The sequence below is a fragment of the Deefgea salmonis genome, assembly GCF_020531905.1.
GTDB classification, from domain to species: domain Bacteria; phylum Pseudomonadota; class Gammaproteobacteria; order Burkholderiales; family Chitinibacteraceae; genus Deefgea; species Deefgea salmonis.
The window spans coordinates 1-20,196 of the sequence record NZ_JAJAWG010000009.1 but is presented as its reverse complement, the minus strand read 5'-3'; the positions used below and the strand labels follow the sequence as shown (position 1 = coordinate 20,196).

Annotated in this window: 17 protein-coding genes and 2 tRNA genes; 11 read left to right on the top strand and 8 right to left on the bottom strand. The window is 48.3% G+C overall.

Translation table 11 applies throughout. The features are described from left to right. The first annotated feature begins 26 nt into the window (after positions 1 to 26). The 5 genes from LG219_RS12340 to LG219_RS12320 all read left to right on the top strand — a co-directional run bounded on the left by LG219_RS12340 (position 27) and on the right by LG219_RS12320 (position 4,489). The gene (locus tag LG219_RS12340) at positions 27 to 707 is read left to right on the top strand and encodes a DUF6776 family protein (RefSeq protein WP_226764786.1); all 681 of its coding nucleotides are present in this window, start codon (positions 27 to 29) and stop codon (positions 705 to 707) included. Positions 708 to 717: 10 nt separating this feature from the next. Next, positions 718 to 1,134 carry a bactofilin family protein gene (locus LG219_RS12335; RefSeq protein WP_173532333.1) on the top strand — a complete coding sequence of 139 codons (417 nt, stop codon included), beginning with the start codon at positions 718 to 720 and terminating at the stop codon, positions 1,132 to 1,134. Positions 1,135 to 1,204: 70 nt separating this feature from the next. Beyond that, the gene (gene erpA, locus LG219_RS12330; RefSeq protein ID WP_173532332.1) at positions 1,205 to 1,555 is read left to right on the top strand and encodes an iron-sulfur cluster insertion protein ErpA; all 351 of its coding nucleotides are present in this window, start codon (positions 1,205 to 1,207) and stop codon (positions 1,553 to 1,555) included. 197 nt (positions 1,556 to 1,752) lie between these two features. Beyond that, a complete protein-coding gene (gene pap, locus LG219_RS12325; protein ID WP_226764785.1) occupies positions 1,753 to 3,252 on the top strand; it encodes a polyphosphate:AMP phosphotransferase in 1,500 nt (499 codons plus the stop codon). Between the two features lie 157 nt (positions 3,253 to 3,409). Next, positions 3,410 to 4,489, top strand: coding sequence for a hypothetical protein (locus LG219_RS12320; RefSeq protein ID WP_226764784.1), 1,080 nt, complete (start codon positions 3,410 to 3,412; stop codon positions 4,487 to 4,489). Positions 4,490 to 4,806: 317 nt separating this feature from the next. Here the strand turns inward: LG219_RS12320 and LG219_RS12315 are convergent, their stop codons facing one another. The 4 genes from LG219_RS12315 to LG219_RS12300 all read right to left on the bottom strand — a co-directional run bounded on the left by LG219_RS12315 (position 4,807) and on the right by LG219_RS12300 (position 8,897). After that, positions 4,807 to 5,586, bottom strand: a complete 780-nt coding sequence (locus LG219_RS12315; RefSeq protein WP_226764783.1) for a class II glutamine amidotransferase — start codon at positions 5,584 to 5,586, stop codon at positions 4,807 to 4,809. A gap of 103 nt (positions 5,587 to 5,689) precedes the next feature. Continuing rightward, complete coding sequence (locus tag LG219_RS12310) at positions 5,690 to 6,475, bottom strand: enoyl-ACP reductase FabI (RefSeq protein WP_226764782.1); 786 nt, start codon at positions 6,473 to 6,475, stop codon at positions 5,690 to 5,692. Between the two features lie 60 nt (positions 6,476 to 6,535). Beyond that, complete coding sequence (ygfZ, locus tag LG219_RS12305; protein WP_226764781.1) at positions 6,536 to 7,555, bottom strand: CAF17-like 4Fe-4S cluster assembly/insertion protein YgfZ; 1,020 nt, start codon at positions 7,553 to 7,555, stop codon at positions 6,536 to 6,538. A 64-nt stretch (positions 7,556 to 7,619) separates the two neighbouring features. Then, positions 7,620 to 8,897 (bottom strand): AsmA family protein, encoded by a 1,278-nt coding sequence (locus LG219_RS12300; protein WP_226764780.1) that lies wholly within the window; start codon positions 8,895 to 8,897, stop codon positions 7,620 to 7,622. Positions 8,898 to 8,971: 74 nt separating this feature from the next. Here LG219_RS12300 and LG219_RS12295 point away from each other — a divergent pair. The 3 genes from LG219_RS12295 (at position 8,972) to LG219_RS12285 (ending at position 9,862) form a co-directional block, all read left to right on the top strand. After that, positions 8,972 to 9,047, top strand: a tRNA-Asn gene (locus LG219_RS12295). A gap of 58 nt (positions 9,048 to 9,105) precedes the next feature. After that, positions 9,106 to 9,181: transfer RNA gene (locus tag LG219_RS12290), tRNA-Asn, on the top strand. Positions 9,182 to 9,298: 117 nt separating this feature from the next. After that, entirely contained in the window at positions 9,299 to 9,862 is a 564-nt protein-coding gene (locus tag LG219_RS12285; protein ID WP_226764779.1) for a hypothetical protein, read from the top strand. Positions 9,863 to 9,925: 63 nt separating this feature from the next. Here LG219_RS12285 and LG219_RS12280 read toward each other — a convergent pair whose 3' ends face one another. Then, complete coding sequence (locus LG219_RS12280; RefSeq protein ID WP_226764778.1) at positions 9,926 to 11,128, bottom strand: amino acid aminotransferase; 1,203 nt, start codon at positions 11,126 to 11,128, stop codon at positions 9,926 to 9,928. A gap of 208 nt (positions 11,129 to 11,336) precedes the next feature. Between LG219_RS12280 and LG219_RS12275 the strand changes: the two genes are divergently transcribed. Continuing rightward, a complete protein-coding gene (locus LG219_RS12275; RefSeq protein WP_226764777.1) occupies positions 11,337 to 14,273 on the top strand; it encodes an HD domain-containing phosphohydrolase in 2,937 nt (978 codons plus the stop codon). Positions 14,274 to 14,427: 154 nt separating this feature from the next. Here the strand turns inward: LG219_RS12275 and murJ are convergent, their stop codons facing one another. After that, the gene (murJ, locus tag LG219_RS12270; RefSeq protein ID WP_226764776.1) at positions 14,428 to 15,963 is read right to left on the bottom strand and encodes a murein biosynthesis integral membrane protein MurJ; all 1,536 of its coding nucleotides are present in this window, start codon (positions 15,961 to 15,963) and stop codon (positions 14,428 to 14,430) included. A 156-nt stretch (positions 15,964 to 16,119) separates the two neighbouring features. On the opposite strand from murJ, the gene rpsT reads away from it, so the two are divergent. Further along, a complete protein-coding gene (gene rpsT / locus LG219_RS12265) occupies positions 16,120 to 16,389 on the top strand; it encodes a 30S ribosomal protein S20 (RefSeq protein ID WP_226764775.1) in 270 nt (89 codons plus the stop codon). Positions 16,390 to 16,493: 104 nt separating this feature from the next. On the opposite strand, the gene LG219_RS12260 is transcribed toward rpsT, so the two are convergent. Then, the gene (locus LG219_RS12260) at positions 16,494 to 16,859 is read right to left on the bottom strand and encodes a hypothetical protein (RefSeq protein WP_226764774.1); all 366 of its coding nucleotides are present in this window, start codon (positions 16,857 to 16,859) and stop codon (positions 16,494 to 16,496) included. Between the two features lie 148 nt (positions 16,860 to 17,007). On the opposite strand from LG219_RS12260, the gene LG219_RS12255 reads away from it, so the two are divergent. Beyond that, positions 17,008 to 18,135, top strand: coding sequence for a diguanylate cyclase domain-containing protein (locus LG219_RS12255; protein WP_226764773.1), 1,128 nt, complete (start codon positions 17,008 to 17,010; stop codon positions 18,133 to 18,135). A gap of 37 nt (positions 18,136 to 18,172) precedes the next feature. Here the strand turns inward: LG219_RS12255 and LG219_RS12250 are convergent, their stop codons facing one another. Then, positions 18,173 to 19,930 (bottom strand): EAL domain-containing protein, encoded by a 1,758-nt coding sequence (locus LG219_RS12250; protein WP_226764772.1) that lies wholly within the window; start codon positions 19,928 to 19,930, stop codon positions 18,173 to 18,175. Between the last annotated feature and the right edge of the window lie 266 nt (positions 19,931 to 20,196).

Sequence of the window (20,196 nt, the reverse complement as noted above, 5' to 3'; positions counted from 1 at the left end):
GCCTCTATCGTTCACAAAGGGCGCGCATGACTGCGACGCCTTTGTCGCTACGCCCTCAGCTTACTCTCAAAGCAAAATTTTTTCGTATTGCGCTACTCATGGGGGTATTGCTGGGCGCGCTTTATGCTGGCATGCAGCTGGGCGAATACCGCAAAGAAAAATGGGAGTCTAGCCATTTCGCTCGGCAGAAAAATCAAGTACAAAGTTTGCAGCAACAAGTTGATGCTGTGCAAAAAAGCCAAGCGTTAGTCTCGCAACAGCTCACTGTTGTGGGCGCTGAGCGAGATGCGCTCAAGCGTGAACTGACTGCCTTGCAGCAAGATTTCGCCATTACGCGAGAAACTTTATCGTTCTTTGAATCTTTATTACAAAGCAATGATAGAAATCGCTCTGCCAGTTTTGTGGCTTGTGAATTGCAAACCAGTAGCGTTGATCGACTGCGTTATCGTTTGTTATTGGTACAGGGGACGGACAAAACAACCGAACTGGCTGGGCGTTTATTCGTTAGTTTGCAATATCAGCTTGCCGGAAAAAAACAGCAATTGACCGCCAATACGCAAGGCGCATCGATTGCGGTGGCGCACTATCATCGTGCCGAAGGTGAGTTTGAATTACCCGTCGGTGCAACGGGCCCATTGGTGATGGAAGTCCGTTTTGTAGAGCCAGAAGGCAGTAAAGTATTAGCCAGTTGCCAAAAAAAAATCTAAGGGGACGTGTGTGTTTAATAAGAAAAAAGGCAGCACCAAAATTGATAGCCTGATTGGTCAAGGCACGACGGTGACTGGGCATGTGAAGTTTGCTGGTGGCCTGCGTTTAGACGGTGCCATTATCGGTGATGTGAGTATGACCGATGAAAAAAACGGCACTTTGGTGGTGAGTGATAAGGCCAAAATCGAAGGCAAAGTGGTGTGCTCGCATTTGATTTTAAATGGTGAAATTTGTGGGCCAATCGAAGTCAGTCACTATGTTGAATTGCAGAGTAAATCGCGAATTCGTGGTGATTTAGCGTATAAAACGCTAGAAATGCACCCCGGTGCGATTGTCGATGGGCGATTAATTCATGTGCACAATGGCCAGCGTGAAGAGATGGCCATTGATGATTTGCCACGTGTAGCGGACAGCAAGGCAGAGTGATTGACCTTGCTGGGCCAGACGTGGATAATATACCCTATCAATTTAGTCAACTATTATGGGCGGAGCTGTTATGACCACTGAAACCGAGATGCCACTTCCTTTTGTCTTTACCGATAATGCGGCCAGTAAAGTCAATGAATTGATTTTGGAAGAAGGTAATCCAGATTTGAAATTGCGCGTCTTCGTGACGGGCGGTGGCTGCTCAGGCTTTCAATATGGTTTTACTTTTGACGAAATCGTCAATGAAGACGACACGCCGATTACTAAAAATGGTGTGACCTTATTGGTTGATCCAATGAGCTATCAATATTTGGTCGGCGCTGAAATTGATTACGTTGAAAGCCTTGAAGGCTCGCAATTTACGATTAAAAATCCGAATGCACAATCTACTTGCGGCTGTGGATCGTCATTTTCGGTTTAAATATCCAAGCATGATTCAAAAATCAAAGAGGCGTCAGCCTCTTTTTTTTCGTCTGTCTTGTTGTGGTGGATGAACCGTTTGCTGATTTAAGCCGGTTGCATCGATCGATATGGCTTTTCTGGTTGTCCTGATCAGCAAAGACTTTCCGAAATGCGGCTAACGCTGAATAATGGCGCATCATGACTTGGAGTCAGTGTATGTTTGAATCGGCAGAGTTAGGGCATCAATTGGATAAGCAGGCTTATCAGCAATTTGAAACTGAATTACGGCAGAGCTTGTTGTCGATTCAATACGATTTAAAACAACGCGCTGATTTTCAGGTGGTTATTTTGCTTGGCGGCGTGCCGACCGCAGGTAAAAGTGAGGTGGCCAATCTGTTATTGAAGTGGTTAGATCCGCGCTTAATTGCCACGCATGCGTTTGCTCAGCCCAGTGATGAAGAAGCGGCGCGACCGCCATTTTGGCGCTATTGGCGGATCTTGCCGCCCAAAGGCAAGATGGCCCTTCTTTTTGGTGGCTGGTATAGCGGCCCGATGTGGGATCAAATGCAAGATGCGGCTGAACCGATCGCTTATGAGCATGAGTTGGCCAAAATTTTACGGTTAGAAAAAATGCTGTCGGATGAAGGCGTATTGGTTTTAAAATTTTGGCTGCATTTGCCTAAAGATCAGCTAAAAAAGCAAATCAAAAAACTTGGCGCAGATTCACGCACGGCTTGGCGAGTTGAAGAATCGGATCGGTGGTTTTTAAAAAATTATGATCAGATGATTGATCGTTATCGCGATTTATTATTGCGAACCAATTTAGCCGATGCACCGTGGCGTGTGGTTGAGAGCTCAGACAGTAATTATCGCAACATCTCAGTCGGTCGGCATATTGAAGAGGCGATTCGCCATCATATGGCACGGGCCTCCGTTCGGCAAAATCGCATCGATGCCGCGCCTTTAATGCCGTCCATTGATGGCGTTCGCCTGCTCGATACACTGCCCTTAGATTATGTTTTAAGCAAAGAAGATTACAAAATTCAGCTCGAAGCATGGCAAGGTCGACTCAATGGCTTAGTTCGACAGCCTAAATTTAAAAATATATCGGTTGTTTGTGTGTTTGAAGGTATGGATGCTGCGGGTAAGGGCGGTGCGATTCGCCGGATTACTGCCGCCTTAGATGCGCGGCAATATCGAACCATTCCAATTGCCGCTCCGACCGAAGAAGAACGTGCTCAGCCGTATCTATGGCGCTTTTGGCGGCATCTGCCACCGCATGGGCAACTCACGCTGTTTGATCGCTCTTGGTATGGTCGCGTCTTGGTCGAGCGCGTAGAGGGCTTTGCTAGCCGTGCAGATTGGATGCGGGCGTATGGCGAAATCAATGATTTTGAAGCACAAATTGCTGCCGCGAATGTGCTGGTGGTTAAATTTTGGCTGGCGATTAGTAATGAAGAGCAATTAAACCGCTTTCATGAGCGCGAAGCGATTGAATATAAACGTTTCAAAATTACCGAAGAAGATTGGCGTAACCGAGAAAAATGGGATGACTATATTACTGCCGCCAGTGATTTAATTGAGCGAACCAGTACTCCGAATTCACCGTGGCTCAGGGTAGGGGCAAATAACAAATATTATGCACGGATTGCAGTGCTTCGCCATTTGTGCGAGCGCATTGAAGCGGCGTTAAGCCAACAAGAACAATCCGCTTGAGTCGTGCGCACAGGATTTTGCTGCAGAGTCAGGCTTTGGATTGATGTTATGCTGCGCCCAGATCATGCAGAGTTACGGTCGTCGTTGTGCGGTAAGGCCATGGGGGCAGATGAGGCGCGTGAGCGCAGTGGTCAAGGTTGAGGGAATAAAATAAATAATGGCCGATTGGAGTATTTGGCAGGCGCTCGAAGAATGGCGAAATAAGCGACATGAATTAGATCCGGTCTTTGCTCGGGCGGGGGTTGCGCCAGAGTTAGATAGTTTGGTCAATCGTATTGGCTTGGATTTACGGCGCGAGGCACCAACTCGTCCTTTGCTGACGGGCAATAAACTGCGTGATGATGAAGAAATTGGCCGTTACCATCAGGCTTATTATCGGCATTATGATGAGCCATTAGAGAAAATTGACGGTTTGTTGCGTCGCTCATGGGTGCCTGAAGCAGGGCCAATTGCCGATTTGATTCGTCAAGAAGTTGCGCGTTTGCGGGGTTTGCTCAAGGAGCATCCCGGCACGCATCCGGCGTTTGATGATGTAGATAAATTGCTGCAGCATTATTTGCACCTAGACCATCCTGATATCATGATTAATCCCGAGGTATTGAATGAGCGTCGGCGATTATTAATGGATGTAGCTGGATACCCCTTGCAAGTGCAAAATGCACTTAAAGATCCATATAACGACAGCGTACCACCTTTGTCGAGCAGTTCATTTCGCGATCAATTGCACGAAAAAATGGCGCAGTATTTAGCGGCCCATTGGTTGCATTCAAAAGTGATTACCCATTGGTATATTAGCTTGGCCTTGGATGGAGCTTTAGCGCGCAAAAAGCGCGATGCCACGGATGATGCACGGATTGCCGCAATGATGAAGCGACGCTGGCCGACCTTATCGGTGATGATGCCTCAATTTGAACAAGCCGATCAAATTTGGTATTTACTGATCACCTTGATTGCGATCGCAAGCTTATTTTTTGAATTATGGTGGATTGCAGGTGGCTTGATTTTATGGCTGTATTTATCGGTCGGTGGGCATCAGCGTGAGCGTAAAGAGATTGAAGCGCGGCGCAGTCAACTCGCCGCACGCGCAAGTAGCATGAAGATGACGCGAGACCGCTTTGCACACAACCAAATCAGTCTCGAGCGCCTGTCGTTTCAATTGCGCCAGCTCGATGAGCAGGGCGAATATTTTGATGATACGGTATTTGCCTTGCTTGGACTGCATCAGCATGAGGCCTAGGGTCTGTTGACGTTTGGTTTGCCAGCCGCGTTTGTGCGGATTTTGGCCTGAGGCAAGGCACGAGGCGCGCAGCGTAGTCATTCTACGCGAGTGTTTGGTAACGCAGCATCAGGCTGACATTCTTTAAAAAGGCCGCCGCCAAACCCTGCGGGCTGGGCGCTTTTCGCGGCGCACCGTACGTTGTAGCAAGTGCACATAGAATGACTATGCATCGCTGACTACGCCTTGATTCGCTGCGAAAAGTGCGTAAGCAGCGGCGGAAAACCAAACGTTAATGTGCGGTAGTATATTCCGCAAGAATATATAAAATAATCCCTCTACGAATATACCTCTGTTTTTTGTATCTCACCATCCACAAACATCAATAGCTCACCGGCCTGCATAGCCGTCCAAGTTTCATTGTCGGTGAGCGGTTGGGTGGCAATGACGGCCACGCGATCATTGGGCCGAGTCTCATTGGAAAAATCGACCGATAAATCCATATCCGATAAATGCGCGACGGTGAATGGGGCTTGGCGCACGATGTAGTGCAGCGCCGTTGAGCAATGCGCCCATAGCGTGTCGCCATTGGAGAGTAAAAAATTGCAGCAGCCATGTTGTGCTAATTGTGCCGCAATGCGGCTGAGTGCCTGATGGAGCTCGGCGCGGCTGGGCATAACGCTAAATTGTTGTGCCAATTGATCGAGCAACCAGCAAAAAGCCTGCTCACTGTCGGTGTAGCCCACGGCTTGAAAGCGCGATTGCTCAGGCTTGGGTAGCTCGGTGAGGTTGCCATTATGGGCAAAGATCCAGTATTCACCCCACAATTCACGCTGAAAAGGGTGGGTATTGGCAAGATTTACCACGCCTTGGGTGGCTTTGCGGATATGCGAGATGACATTTTTGCTTTTGATTGGATAGCTACGTACCAAATCAGCGACGGGGCTATGGCTCGACGGTAGATAGTCCAGAAACAGCCGACAGCCCTTTTCTTCAAAAAATGCAATCCCCCAGCCATCGGCATGCTCGGCGGTGAGTCCGCCACGGCGGCGAAATCCTTCAAAAGAAAACACAATATCGGTTGGGGTGTTGCAGTTCATTCCGAGTAATTGGCACATTGCTTACTACCTTTTAAATTGGGGGCTTGCTTGAGTTACGCCGTCGTCAATAACAATAAAGCCCGCGATTGCGGGCTTTGTTTTGGGCGAAATTGCGGGTGAATTAACCTGCCAATGCGCCTGCGCCGATACTAAAGCCCACATCAACGTGCAAGATTTCACCGGTCATGCCTGAACATAAGTCAGACAATAAGAAGGCGGTGACATTACCCACTTCTTCTTTGGTGACATTGCGTTTTGACGGCGTTGCTTCTGCCGCGCCTCTGAGCAATTTACCAAAGTCGGAAATCCCCGCCGCTGCTAAAGTTTTGATTGGGCCTGCAGAAACGCCGTTGACACGGATTTCTTTGCTGGTGCCCAATGCCGCCGCCATATAGCGAACATTGGCTTCGAGGCTGGCTTTGGCTAATCCCATTACATTGTAATTGGGGATTGCACGTTCAGCGCCAAGATACGACATCGTGACTAATGAGGCTTTTTCATTGAGCATTGGACGCGCGGCTTTAGCGAGTGCGGCAAAGCTGTACGAACTGATATCGTGAGCGATTTTAAAGTTCTCACGCGTCACGGCATCTAGATAGTCGCCTTTTAAGGCATCGCGTGGCGCAAAACCAATTGAGTGCACGAGGCCATCAAACGTTGGCCAATATTCAGCCAATGCCGGAAATAGCGCTTCGATTTGCTCATCACTACCCACATCACAGGGCAAGACGATGGTTGAGTCAAAATCGGCCGCTAAACGAGCAACACGGTCTTTTAGGTCTTCACCCACGTAAGTGAAAGCCAACTCAGCGCCTTCACGGCGACAGGCTTGGGCGATACCGTAGGCGATAGAGCGATCTGAAAGCAGACCGCAAATTAAGATTTTTTTATTAGCGAGAAACCCCATGGGGTGACATCCTTGCTTGTGCGAATTTCGCGATTATATGATGAAATTACTGTTTTGGCTTCAGTTGAGTGCATAGGGCAGATTTAATTGCGTCAATTGCGGACCATTGGCGTCAATTAAATGCAATCCCAGCGGCAAACTGGCAATTTGTGCAACGACTAAGACTTCTGCACCGCCTTGAGGACTTGGCGCTGCCAGCATGATCTTGCCGCTGGCTTGGCCGTCCGAATCCGAGCTATACACGTCTTGTCCCGCAAGCACATCACGGCTATCGACATACATCCGGTAGGTGCGGCGTTTGGTTTTGCCTAAATATTGCATTCTGGCGACGATTTCTTGGCCTGGGTAGCAGCCTTTTTTAAAGTTAACCCCACCAATTAATTCCATATTGGCCATTTGTGGCACAAATTCTTCTTGGGTGGCCCCAGTGACCCATGGGCAACCGGCGCGAATTTCGGTGAGCTGCCAAACGGGTGTTCCCGCTGCTTGTGCGCCCTTACTGATCAATTCAGTCCAGAGAGTCGCCATCGCTTCGGGTGAGGCCATAATTTGAAAGCGCTCGCCCGCCAGTCCAATCACGCTGGCATTGGCGTGGTGCTGAACAGCCATTGCGGCCGGTACACTGCCAAAGCATGCTGCAATTTGTCCGCTGGCTGCAGGACCTGCTACACCGATTTGCACCCAGTCAGCATTGGCATCGCTGGCCTTGGTTTTGCTGCGCATAATAAACATGCTTAAGCGTTTTTGAATGCTGGCTTGCAGCTCGGCGGCAATTTGCAATACATAGTCATCTTGCTGACGCGATACTAAAAAGCTCGCGAGCATGCGACCTTTTGGCGTTGAGTAACTTGAGTATTGCGCGGTATTCACGTCTAGCGCTCGCACATCACTCGAGAGTTGGCCTTGTAAAAACGCTTGGCTGTCTTCGCCACTAAAGCGAATTAAACCGTATTGGCTGAGTGGGCAGATGACCCAATTTTGTTCTAGAGCGGCCAATTCTGTGTCGGTCTGCGTAAAGTGGGTGACGAGGTGCTGCTCGAATTGGGCGCCAGCTTGCTGTAAAAATGCGGTCCAGGTCATGTGTTTTTCCTTGTTAGCGATGCGGCAGGCTTGCTAGGCCGTATCGTCCATTGATATTGAGTGATTAGTTTTCGGATTTAAGCGCTTCGGTGTCGATGATGGGCGTTCGTTCTTCATGATTGGGGCGTAGCGCACCACGACTATTCAATTCAGGCGCAGCCAATAGGCCGGAAATACTGAGCTGATTATTGGCCATCATTGCGCCTGCTGCGAGTTGAGTGTTGATCGATCCGCTCATTTTTTGTTGTGAAATGCGTAAATCGCCACGGGCCTGAAATTTACCCGACTGGAGTATTAGGTTGTGTAGCACAACAGTATTGTCGTTGAGGGCAATACCCCCTGAAAAACTACTAAAACTGGTTTGCCCGCCACGCCGTAATATCGTTGGGTTTTGCGATTTAAGTGGCGTGATCAAATCAAAGTTATGCAAAGTACCATCTTGAATAAGAAAGCGGCCTTGGATTTGCGCTTGTTTAAACAATTGTTGTTCCGTTGCACCTTGATATTTAAAGCGGGCATCGGCATTCATGCGACCGGTGCTGCGTGTAATCGGACTATATAAACTCATTAGTGGCTCGACGGAGATATTCGTGGCAAAAATTTGTCCGGTGAGTTGCCAGTTCGATTGCCAGTTCAGTTGTGCTGAGCCGGTGACAAGGCCGCCATACAGATCCGCGCGAATATCTGAAATGCGCCAGCCATTGACATCGGCGGTGCCGATGAGTTTAAGAAATTCAAATTTAACTGGTTGACCTAAAGGCAGCTCCCAGTTTCTGGCGTTAAATTGTACTTTGAATTGCCCCGGTTCTGTGGGGTGGACTTGAATTTCTACGCGGTTTTGATCGCCACGAATAACGAGGTCTTCGATATTGCCATTGGCATTAAAGCGTAACTCACCATCGATGGGTCCTACCGTGCGGCGATCCAGTTTGATCGAGACGTTCTCTAGCGCCAGTCGATCGATTTTAAAGCCATTGCGCTGGTCCGTTTTGATTCGATTTGGCAAATCAAGCGCAAAGGAGCGCGATAAAACGGCGTTGCGAATCAATACATTTCGCATCGACTGACCCCAATTTAAAATATTGTAGCTCGTGACTGGAATAATAATCTCTGCAATTTTGGCGGTCTCAGGCCGCTCGATCACCACATCGCGTAAAATAAAGACTGGCTTAGGTTGATAACTAAATTCGATCTGTGCAATTTGCGTCTTCCCGCCGTTCATTTGGGAGAGCTTTGTTTCTAAACTGTTTTTGAAAACTCCGTAGGGCATAATCAGCGGTAAGGACGCGGCAATGCTAAGCAAAATCGTGCTGCCGATGAGGAAATTTTTGGTGCTAGTCATCATTTTATCGATTATTTTATTAGGATGTTCTTGACTAAACAGTCGAGAGTGTCTATTATACGCCCCATACCAATTCCTCGATAGCTCAGTTGGTAGAGCAACGGACTGTTAATCCGTGTGTCCCTGGTTCGAGCCCAGGTCGAGGAGCCAAGAATTCTGTGTTTATTTCCTGTAAATAGCACTGCAAGTTTTGATCTTACCGATCAATTCCTCGATAGCTCAGTTGGTAGAGCAACGGACTGTTAATCCGTGTGTCCCTGGTTCGAGCCCAGGTCGAGGAGCCAAATTAAAAGGGTTAGCTGAAAAGCTAGCCCTTTTTTATTGCATTAATTTTCTTCCCCTTTGTGCTTTTTCACGATTATGCTGTCTCTATTACCCCTCATATCAAGAAGGATGTAGAGATGTCTGCTGAAGAGCATGCCATTGACTTACCTGAGACTGAAGCGCCACCTCATCCTGTCAGCTTTTTCTCGCGCTATCGTTTAATTATTTTCGGTTTGAGTGGTTTTTTTTTAGTGCTGATCTTTTTAATGATTGGCATTGCCCTTGGGATGGCGAAAAAAAACTTCGAAAAGAATTTTTATCTCACCCAGATTGAAAAATTAAAAGATGCACTATCGGGTTCTCTGGAAAAACGTACGGAATTAGAGCACGACATTACCGAGCTCAAAGTCGAGCTGCGTGCTAAAAAAGACCATATTACCGAGCTAGAAGACAAACTGGCCGAGCAAGAGCGCACGACGCGTCGACAGGAATTAAAACCCAATGGCGAAGGTAGTACGGCGGTTAAAACGGAAGCGAATCATGCTGAAAGTAGCGTCGATCAGCAAAGTGAAAATTATTTACGCCTCAAGGCAGGTGATTGCTTGGTCGAAGGAAGTGCCGGCGCTACGGCAGCCAATTGGCGGGAATGCTTGAAAAAAGGTAAGAAAGTCGCCGCAGAGCAGCCATCAGCAGCGCATTAATTGAGCAGAGCAGCAAAAAAGCCCACGCAGTTGCGTGGGCTTTTTGATGGCTAAGCGCAGTTATTAGAGCACTTTGGCAATTGCATCTGCAACATAGTCGATATTTTTATTATTCAATGCGGCCAAGCAGATCCGGCCCGTCGATACGGCATAGATACCGTATTCAGTTTGGAGCTTTTCAACTTGATCGGCCGTTAAACCGGTATATGAAAACATACCGCGCTGCGCTGTAACAAAGCTAAAATCTTGCGCCACACCACGAGCGGCGAGCTTTTCAACCAAGCCTGAGCGCATGCTGCGAATACGCACGCGCATGCCGCCAAGTTCTTCTTCCCACATTGCCCGCAACTCTGGACTGGCCAATACCGCAGCAACCACTGCACCGCCGTGGATCGGTGGATTTGAATAGTTGGTGCGAATCACGCGTTTGAGTTGCGAGAGCACGCGGCTAGATTCTTCTTTGCTGGCGGTGATAACCGACAGCGCGCCAACACGTTCACCATACAAAGAGAAGCTTTTTGAGAACGAGCTCGAAATCAAAAATTGCAGACCCGATGCGGCAAATGCATTAACTGCGACTGAATCTTCAGCAATGCCTTCAGCAAAACCTTGGTAAGCCATATCCAAGAAGGGCACTAAGCCGCGTTCACGACACACCTCAACCACTTCTGCCCATTGCGCATCTGACAAGTCCGCGCCCGTTGGGTTGTGGCAGCAAGCATGCAAGATAATGACTGAGCCCGGTTGCAAGGTGAGTAGATTGGCTTTCATTGCAACAAAATCAACGCCACGCGTTGCCGCATCATAGTAAGGATAGTCAGCCACTTTAAAGCCGGCCGCTTCAAAAATGGCGCGGTGGTTTTCCCAGCTTGGATTACTGATGTACACGGTGGCATTAGGATTGAGGCGATATAAGAAATCACCACCAATGCGCAGTGCGCCGGTGCCGCCGAGCGCTTGTGCCGTGACAACACGGCCTGCAGCGGTTAATTCGCTGTCCAAGCCAAACAACAAATTTTGCACGCCAGCGTTGTAGGCTGGATTGCCTTCAATCGCCTGATAGCCGCGTGGTGGTTGCGTTTCAAGGCGCGCTTTCTCTGCCGCTTTTACTGCCGCCAATAAAGGAATTTTGCCTTCGTCATTAAAATAAACGCCGACCCCTAGGTTGACTTTAAAGTCACGGGTATCGGCGTTAAAAGATTCATTTAGACCCAAAATCGGATCGCGTGGCGCCATTTCAACGGCGGCAAAAATCGAGGACGACATGCAGTGCTCCATTCAAATAAAGAGAAAAGGCCAGTTTTGCCTTAAATTACTATCAATTTAAAAGTGATTTTAGCATGACTCTGGCCAGTGGCGCTGCAGGCTTTACGGGATTAATTTCGATTTTCTTTCGAGATCAGTATTAATATGATATTTATAATTTCATTCGTTTTAATTTTGTAGAAAGAACAAAACAAAAGGACTTGCTGGTATGCGCTCGCAGTTACAAAAATCGAAACATATCCCATTTCATTTGCATCTGGGCTATTTTTTTGTGGGACTAATGGTGTTATTTGCTGGGGTAACAACTTGGTTTTTTCAAAATTCAACAGAAAAAATATTAATGTTGAACGCGCAAAATCGAGTGAACAATTTTGCGAAAGTGGCCACCGATCATTTGGATAATCTCTATCGCAATGCGGCAGTGACCGCAGAACTGATGGCCGATCAACGGATTGTGCGTGCAACAACGCTCGAGCAACGGCTGGACAGTATGCCGTATTTATTGACCGCATTGCGCACGCGGCCCACTTTAGCTGCGGTGTATGTGGGCTATCCCAATGGCGATTTTTTTTTATTGCGGCCTTGGCGTAATGAGGCGGCGCTGATTCAACGTTTTAATCCGCCTAAAAATACCGCTTGGATTGCTCAAAGTATTGAAGTGATTAATGGTCATTTAATTGGGCGTTATCTATTTTTTGATCAAAACGCGCATTTAATTGAAAATAGAATTAAACCTGATTATCAATTTGACCCGCGTTCGCGCACTTGGTTTAAAGCCGCGCAATCCCACGTTGGTGTACAAAGTAGTTTGCCCTATGTTTTTTATACGACCGATAAAGCTGGGGTGACCATTTCGATGGCGGCCAATCAACAATCGGCCGTGGTTGGCGTTGATGTTCGTTTAGAAACGATTGAAGCCGTGCTTTCTTATTATCAAGAAACACCGGGATCAAAATTTTTACTCATGACGGCCGATACGGGCGTGATGTTAATGCAAGATGGTCTGCCCAATATGCAGCGCACTGAACAGGGTCAATTGCGCCTGCCATTACTGGCAGAATTAAAAGGAGATTGGTTAAATCAATTAAAAGATTTACCGCTTGCAGCCGGAACAAGCATCACGATGACGACTCAAGGTGAGCAATGGGCGGTGTCGGCTAAATCCATTGCGGTACTCGGTGGCGCATCACTGCAATTATGGTTGGCATCGCCGCATTCTGAATTACTCGGGCCAGCGATTGAAATTCGTAATCGTGCTTTAGTCATTTCTGCGCTGCTTTTAGTGCTGGGGGTGAGTTTGGCTTTATGGCTGGCACGAATGGCATCGCGACCATTAATCCAACTCAATAGCGAAGCTCAAAGAATTGCGCGCTTTGATTTTAGTGAGCCCATTCAGGTTGAAGCACGAATTACCGAAATTATTGCGCTGGCTAAATCGATGGATCAAATGAAGGGGACGATTGAAGACTTTTTACATTTATCCAATGCGCTCGCGGCAGAAACGAACTTTCAGCGTTTATTGGTATTGATTGTCAGCGAGATGCGAAAAGCGGCTTTAGCCCCTTGTGGCATTTTATATTTAGCTGAGCCCAAGCAAGGCACGCTCGAAGTAGTACAAGCACAAAATAACGATCAAATTCGTGAAGCCTTTGGCGAATTGGCCACCCTTAAACTGGAGGCCGATCAGACGCATCCGGTGTTGCAACTATTGCAGCAACAAGTCAGTTCAATATTGCTGACGCCTGAACAGGTGCAGCTTTATTTTAATTTTGTGATCGCTGAGCCCGCCGCCTATCAACTCGTCGGCCTGCCCTTAAAGGATAAATCGGGGCAACTGCTGGGCGTGTTGGCTTTATTGCTCACCGCCGAAGAAGCCATCACGGCCAAGCGCTTGTCTTTTGTCACGGCTTTGTCGGGCACTGCGGCAGTGGCGCTCAATACGCAGCGCTTAATTGAAGAGCAAAAAGTATTACTAGAAGCCTTTATTCAATTACTCGCCGGTGCCATTGATGCCAAAAGTCCATATACCGGCGGTCATTGCCAGCGGGTTCCTGAACTGACCAAAATGCTCGCGAATGCGGCATGTCAAACGACGATCGGTCCATATGCGGATTTCAATTTAACTGAAACCGAGCGCGAAGCTTTGCATATTGCGTGCTGGCTGCACGATTGCGGTAAAGTGACGACGCCAGAATACGTGGTGGATAAAGCCACTAAATTAGAAACGCTCTACGATCGATTGCATGAAGTGCGGATGCGCTTTGAAGTCTTAAAGCGCGACGCGCAAATTCAGGCGCTACAAGCCCAAATCGAGGGAGCAGATCCGCAGCAATCGGCCATGCAATTGGCCCAAGCATTGGCGCAGCTTGACGATGACTTTGCCTTTATCGCGCAGTGTAATCAGGGCGGTGAGTTTATGGCCGAGGATAAAATTGTGCGATTAAATGCCATTGCCCAGCGCCAATGGCTACGTACTTTGGACGATAGAATCGGTATTTCGCATGAAGAAAATAGCCGTAAAGCGCGTGAGCCAGCCGCGGAACTGCCGGTTTTTGAGTCGTTATTGGCCGATAAAGTCGAGCATCAATTTACCCGCTCGCCGCGCGAGCAAATGCCAGCGATTAACCCTTGGGGCTTTCAGCTCAAGGTGCCTGAGCTCTTATATAACCGAGGTGAAATTTATAATCTATCAGTAGCGCGGGGCACTTTAAGCGAAGAAGAACGCTATAAAATCAACGAGCACATTGTGCAAACCATCATTATGTTAGAAAAACTGCCTTTCCCTCGGCATTTGCAGCAAGTGCCCGAAATTGCCGGTGGTCATCATGAAAAAATGGATGGCACCGGTTATCCACGTAAACTCACACAACAGCAAATGAGCCCATTGGCGCGAATGATGGCGATTGCCGATATTTTTGAAGCGCTCACGGCGGTGGATCGACCGTATAAAAAAGGTAAATTACTCTCGGAAGCGATCCGCATTATGCAGAGCATGGTGGAAAATCAGCATATTGATCGTGAGCTATTTCAATTGTTTTTAACGTCGGGTGTGTATTTGAAATACGCCAAACAATTTATGCAAGCGGAGCAAATTGATGCGGTGGCGATTGAGGCTTATTTATCGACGCCAGTGAGTTCGGCGTAATCAGTCCGCTGCTGTTTGGATTCGGTGTGGCGGTTTTAAGTGCCAGAGCGACGCGCGCGGCACAGCACTCAATCTGAATATCAGCATAAGCAAGAGGGTATTTGCTTGCAGCGCTTTAATATAAAAGCCTTGCAGCAAATACCTACCTTGCAGTTTAAACGCTACGGCGAGAGAATTGCCGTGGTCTAAATCCCAGTAAACCCAGCACGGCAAAATACACCGCGATGCCAACGATGACTAAGCCTGAGAGGCGTAGCAATCGCGACGGCATATTGCCCTGCGCCCATTCCGGCATGATTTGCATCACGCCAAATAAAGCCAATGCCATTAAGCTGACCGCAACAATCAGTTTAATCAAAAAGCCCAACCAACCCGTTTCAGGCTGATACAAATCTTGTTTTCTTAACTGGTAATACAGCAAACCTGCGTTGGCGATGGCCGCCAAACTAATCGATAACGCGAGGCCAGCGTGTTGCAAATAGGGCACTAAAATCAGGTTTAAGCCTTGGGTCACAATTAAAGAAAACACCGCAATCTTGACTGGCGTTTTAATATTTTTACGCGCATAAAATGCCGGCGCTAAGGGCTTAATCAAAATCAAACCAGGAATGCCCACTGCGTAAGCCATTAATGCCAATTGCGTCATCTGCGCATCATGGGCCGTAAATTTGCCGTATTGAAATAATGAAATCGTCAGCGGCTCGGCAATCACCGCCAAGGCGACCGCCGAGGGGAGCGCCAGCAACAGCGCCAATCGCAAGCCCCAATCGAGTAGTTTGGAATATTCTACGGTGTCGTTATTGGCCAAGGTTTTAGACAGCGACGGCAATAAAATCGTCCCGAGCGCCACGCCCAATAAGCCAGTAGGTAGCTCCATTAAGCGATCGGCGTAGTAAATCCACGACATCGAACCCACGACCAGCAATGACGCCAAACTTTGATTGATAATTTGAGAAATCTGGCTGACCGAAACCCCCAAAATCGCCGGACCCATTTGCTTAACCACGCGCCAAACACCGGGGTCTTTAAAATCCAAGCGCGGGCGAACTAGCATGCCAATTTTTTTGAGATAAGGCAGTTGATACGCCAGCTGAGCAACGCCGCCCACCAACAAGGCCCAAGCGAGCGCCATAATCGGCGGATTAAAATAGGGCGCTAAAAATAGTGCAAAAATAATAAATGAAATATTGAGCAGCGTTGGCGTAAAGGCCGGCACAGAAAAGTGATTCCAAGTATTGAGCACCGCGCCGGCGAGTGATGACAATGAAATCAGCAAGATATAAGGAAAAGTAATGCGCAATAAATCGGTGGTAACGGCAAATTGATTGGGATTATTGGTTAAACCATTGGCGGTACTCCAAATAATCCATGGCGCTGCCAAAATCCCGATTAAGGTGATCACCGCTAAAATTAAAGTTAACAAACCGGCCACATGCGCGATAAAGATTTTGGCCGCTTCATCGCCTTCGCGGGTTTTTTTATCGGCCAGTATTGGCACAAACGCTTGTGAGAATGCGCCTTCGGCGAAGATACGTCGCAATAAATTCGGCAAGCGAAAGGCAACCACCCACGCATCCATCATGGCGCCAGCGCCAAAAATAGTCGCCATAATCGCGTCACGGGCAAAGCCGAGCACGCGTGAAACCAAGGTCATCGAGCTGACCGCGGCCAGTGCTTTGAGTAGATTCATTGTTATTTTTCCGTCCCTGATAGCGCGCATGATAACGCCTACTTGCACTTGCCGTGAAGAAGGCATAAAATTGCCCCCTTTCTAGGGTGTGTGTGCTGCCGAAAGTCCGTGTCTCCGGCGAAGCAGTAGACCCGTTTATACCTTTGGAGAATTACCATGGCAAATACCGCACAAGCACGCAAACGCGCTCGTCAAGCTGAAGTTGCACGTCTACACAACGGCGCTCAACGTTCAGAATTCCGTACTGCAGTTAAAAAAGTATTGAAAGCGATCGCGGCTGGCGACAAAGCGGCTGCTACAGCTGTTTACCAAGCATCTGTTAGCACCATCGACAGCTTGGCTGACAAAAAGATCTACCATAAGAACAAAGCAGCTCGTCATAAGAGCCGTTTGTCTGCTGCGATCAAAGCAATGGCTGCTGCCTAAGCTTTGTAAGTAACAGGTTCTAAAGCAAAAAACCCGTGTAAACGGGTTTTTTTGTGCCTGTCAATCGGCGAGGCGTCGGTTTTAAAGCGAGACGCGGCGCTATTTCAAGCGTGAAAGCGCGGCGATGAGAGGCGAAAATTTTGCATAATTCGCCAATACGCGGCTTCATCTAAGATAATAAATTGCCCATCAGCGGCTTCATCAGCGACCAGATCAATGGCTATTCGCACAAAGCGGCCGGTTTCTTGCCAAATGGCCGCAGCGATGCGCTCTATAAACCAATCGGCACTTTCTCCAACCTTGATTTCTGCCTCGTGACGTACTTCTAGCAATAAAATCTCATTACCTAGCGATTGCTTATTGGCCCATGACGGCGTGCACCAAGCGCGTTGAATCGCACCAAGCGTATAGTCGGCTTCACGGCGGGTGACAGGAGAGACACTGAGCTGTAAACGATAAGTCTTGGACATGATCACATCCTAGATGCAGGCGAGTAAGCTGATAGCTTACATGACAATTGAATCGTTGTAGACCGATTTATCCCGCCTTATTTCGGCCTCTCGTCGTTTAATTGCATGTGCTAGGCTAAAGCCTGCGTTGGATGAGGTGGAATTGACAATGATTGAAAGTGAAGAATTAAATCCACGACCTCAAATCTTGATTGTGGATGATTCTCGTATCGTTCGTGCGACGGTGCGTAAGCATTTAAGCGTGCATTTTGATTTATTTGAGGCCGCCGATGGCGAGGCGGGCTGGAAGCTGTTGCTGGCTGAGCCGATGATTAATTTGTTGATTTCAGATTTAACCATGCCTGAGCTCGATGGCTTGGGTTTACTGGCGCGCGTGCGCAGCTCGGGTGATGCGCGTTTGCATTATTTGCCGGTGATCATTATCTCGGGCGAAGAAGATGAGGCGACCAAACTGCGCTGTGTGGAATGTGGCGCCAATGACTTTATCACCAAATCGACGGATCGCACCGAAATGCTGGCGCGGGTTCAGGCCAATCTTGAATTGGCCGCGACACGGCGCGAATTGGCCGCCGCACGTGCGATGCAAGTGCACGCTACGAGTGATGAGTTAACCGGCGTCGCCAGTTCTTATTTATTGAATTTGCAATTGGAACAAGCCTTAGCTTTTGCGCTTCGGCACAATAGCCAAGTGAGCTTATTGTTATTGGAGGTGAATCATTTTCAAATGTTAACCGACAAACTCGGCGAGCGCGTGTGCGGGCAAATGTTAGGCATGTTGGCCAAATTACTCGAAAGCACTTTGCGCAAAGAAGACACCTTGGCGCATTTAACAGGGGCACTGTTTGCGATTATTTCCCCAGCCACGCCATTGACTGAAGCGAAAATTGTCGCCGAGCGTTTGCGACATCGAGTCGCCAATGCCCGCATTAATTATCGTGAACAATTATTGCGAGTGACCGCGAGTATTGCCGTTGCCAATTCTTGGCACGATGAGGCGCATTCATGCGAGCGCATATTACACATCGCGCAAGATCGTTTATACGCTACGCCGATGGCAAACCAAGTGTTTATGCCCGAACGCCAGAGTATGCCGCACACGCCGCTGATCGCCGAGGCCTTGGTGATGCTGCATAAAGGGATGACGGACGAATTGCGTCCACATCTGCGCGCCTTACTTAAAAATCTACAGCCTTTATTGGTCTTGGCTCAACAAGATTTGGCTTTAGATTGGGATCTGTCGCAAATTGAAGCGAACGATGATTTGAACGCGTCGTGAGTATTTTAATCTAGCCCTTATGGAGCAAGGCCTTCAGTTAAATACCCCTACTTAGCGGGGCAATATATAGGCTATGCCCGCTTTGCATTTTGGCCATATGTTTGGCGCTCGATGCATGGTTCGCCACTTCATGGTGGCTTTGATACTCGCTGGCGACTATTTCTACTGCGCCTAAAGACATCGAAACCAGCGGGTGTAATTGCAATTTATTGTGGCGATTGTGCGCCAAATAGCTTTGCGCTTGCCAGTGTGCGGGTTTAAAAAATGGCGCTAATTGTTGTTGAAAATCACTGAGTATTTGCTCGCAATGCGAGCGCCAATTCGGTGATCGCAATAACAAAATAAAGTCATCCCCACCGACGTGCCCGACAAAATCCAGCTGAGAATCGACGCTACTTTGTAACAGTTGCCCGCACAGCTGCAGCAGCTCATCACCTCGAGCGTAGCCATAAACGTCGTTATAAGGCTTGAAGTGATCCAGATCGACGTACACCACGGTGAAGTTGCATTCAGTTTGTAGATATTGGCTGATGGTGTTTTGAATGGGGGCATTCCCGGGTAAGCCGGTTAACGGGTTGGCGTGGCGCGCAGCACTAATTTGTAATTCAGTCATTGCGCGGATCAAGTCGCGGCCAGTGCCCATCCCTAAATAACGTCCCTGCTCGGTAATGATAAAACCATCGTTAAGATCACTGCGCTCGCTACAAGTGAGTAAACGGGCCAGCTCAGTCAGACTGGTGGCTTGCTCAATAATTAAGGGGTGGCGATCCATTTGGGTGCTACAACTGCGTGCGCCAAAGAGTTCGCGGCTAAATGGCCGTGAAAATAACTCTAATAAATCATTGCGTTTGATTAGTCCAATCGGACGCTCGTTGTCGACCACCGGAATCGCGCTTAGATCGGCTTGCTGGGTTAGACGTCGCCAAACGGCTTCGTTGCTATCGGTTTGACAGGCACTAGGAACGATTTGGAGCAAAGCACCGGCGTGAGTACTGCTTTGGCCGATGTAGACTGGCTGTTCGGTGCGGTGTTTGGGCATATCGAGCAACGGATTGGGCTGTATTTCGGGACGGCCAATTAAAAATCCTTGGATTAAATGAATGCCTAAGCGCTCAATGACTGCCAATTCAGCATGATTTTCAATGCCTTCTGCAATCACATTGCAGCCGGTGCTGAGGGCAATGTGTTGGATTGAGCGTACAAATTGGCGCTTTTGTCGATCTTGGCTAATGCCTTGAATAAAGTATTTATCAATCTTGACAAAGTCTGGCTTGAGTTCAGACCACAGCCGTAAACTCGAATAACCTTCGCCCAAATCATCCAGCGCAATTTGAAACCCCATTTCTCGATAGTGTTGCAACGCTTGGGCTAAGCGCGCGTAATCGCTGGTGGCTTGCGTTTCAGTCAGCTCGATAACCACTCGGTGAGGATCTAAACCCACAGCTTGCAGTAAATCGAGCATTGCTTGCGCGCGAAATGCGTCTTGCATCAGGCTCAGTGGGCAGACATTGAGAAACAATTTGCCGGGGAGTTGCTGTTCGATAAACGCTTGAATAATCACTTGATGGCAGGCCCAATCTAATTGGGCAAGGCATTGGTTCTGCGCGGCTGCTTGAAATAATTGCTGTGGGGCGTGTAAAGGATGATCGCTAGGGCCACGAATCAAACCTTCAAAACCATAGGCGCTGGCTTGATTGAGTGCCGCAATCGGTTGAAAGACGGCGCTCAGTTGCTGCTGTTGAATGATATCGGCGAGTTCGGCGCAAGCGCGCTCATTGCTGCTGTGGCGGATCATACAAACTCAATGGTTTCGTGTGAGGCTGTAAGGTAACAGTGGGAGATGAATGTTTTGTTACAAAATATGCCAACAGCCTATTTATTACCATTTTTTGAAATAGCACGCCGCTTTACATAAGAAAAAGCCCAAGCATGAATCGCTTGGGCTCACCGGATGTAGAAAAAACGTAAGGGCTCAGCCGTTCCACCTCAATTGTCGTTTTAATTCAGGCATGCTGCGCTTTTGATTTTTGGGAGCGCACCATGGGACGGTGGATTGATGCT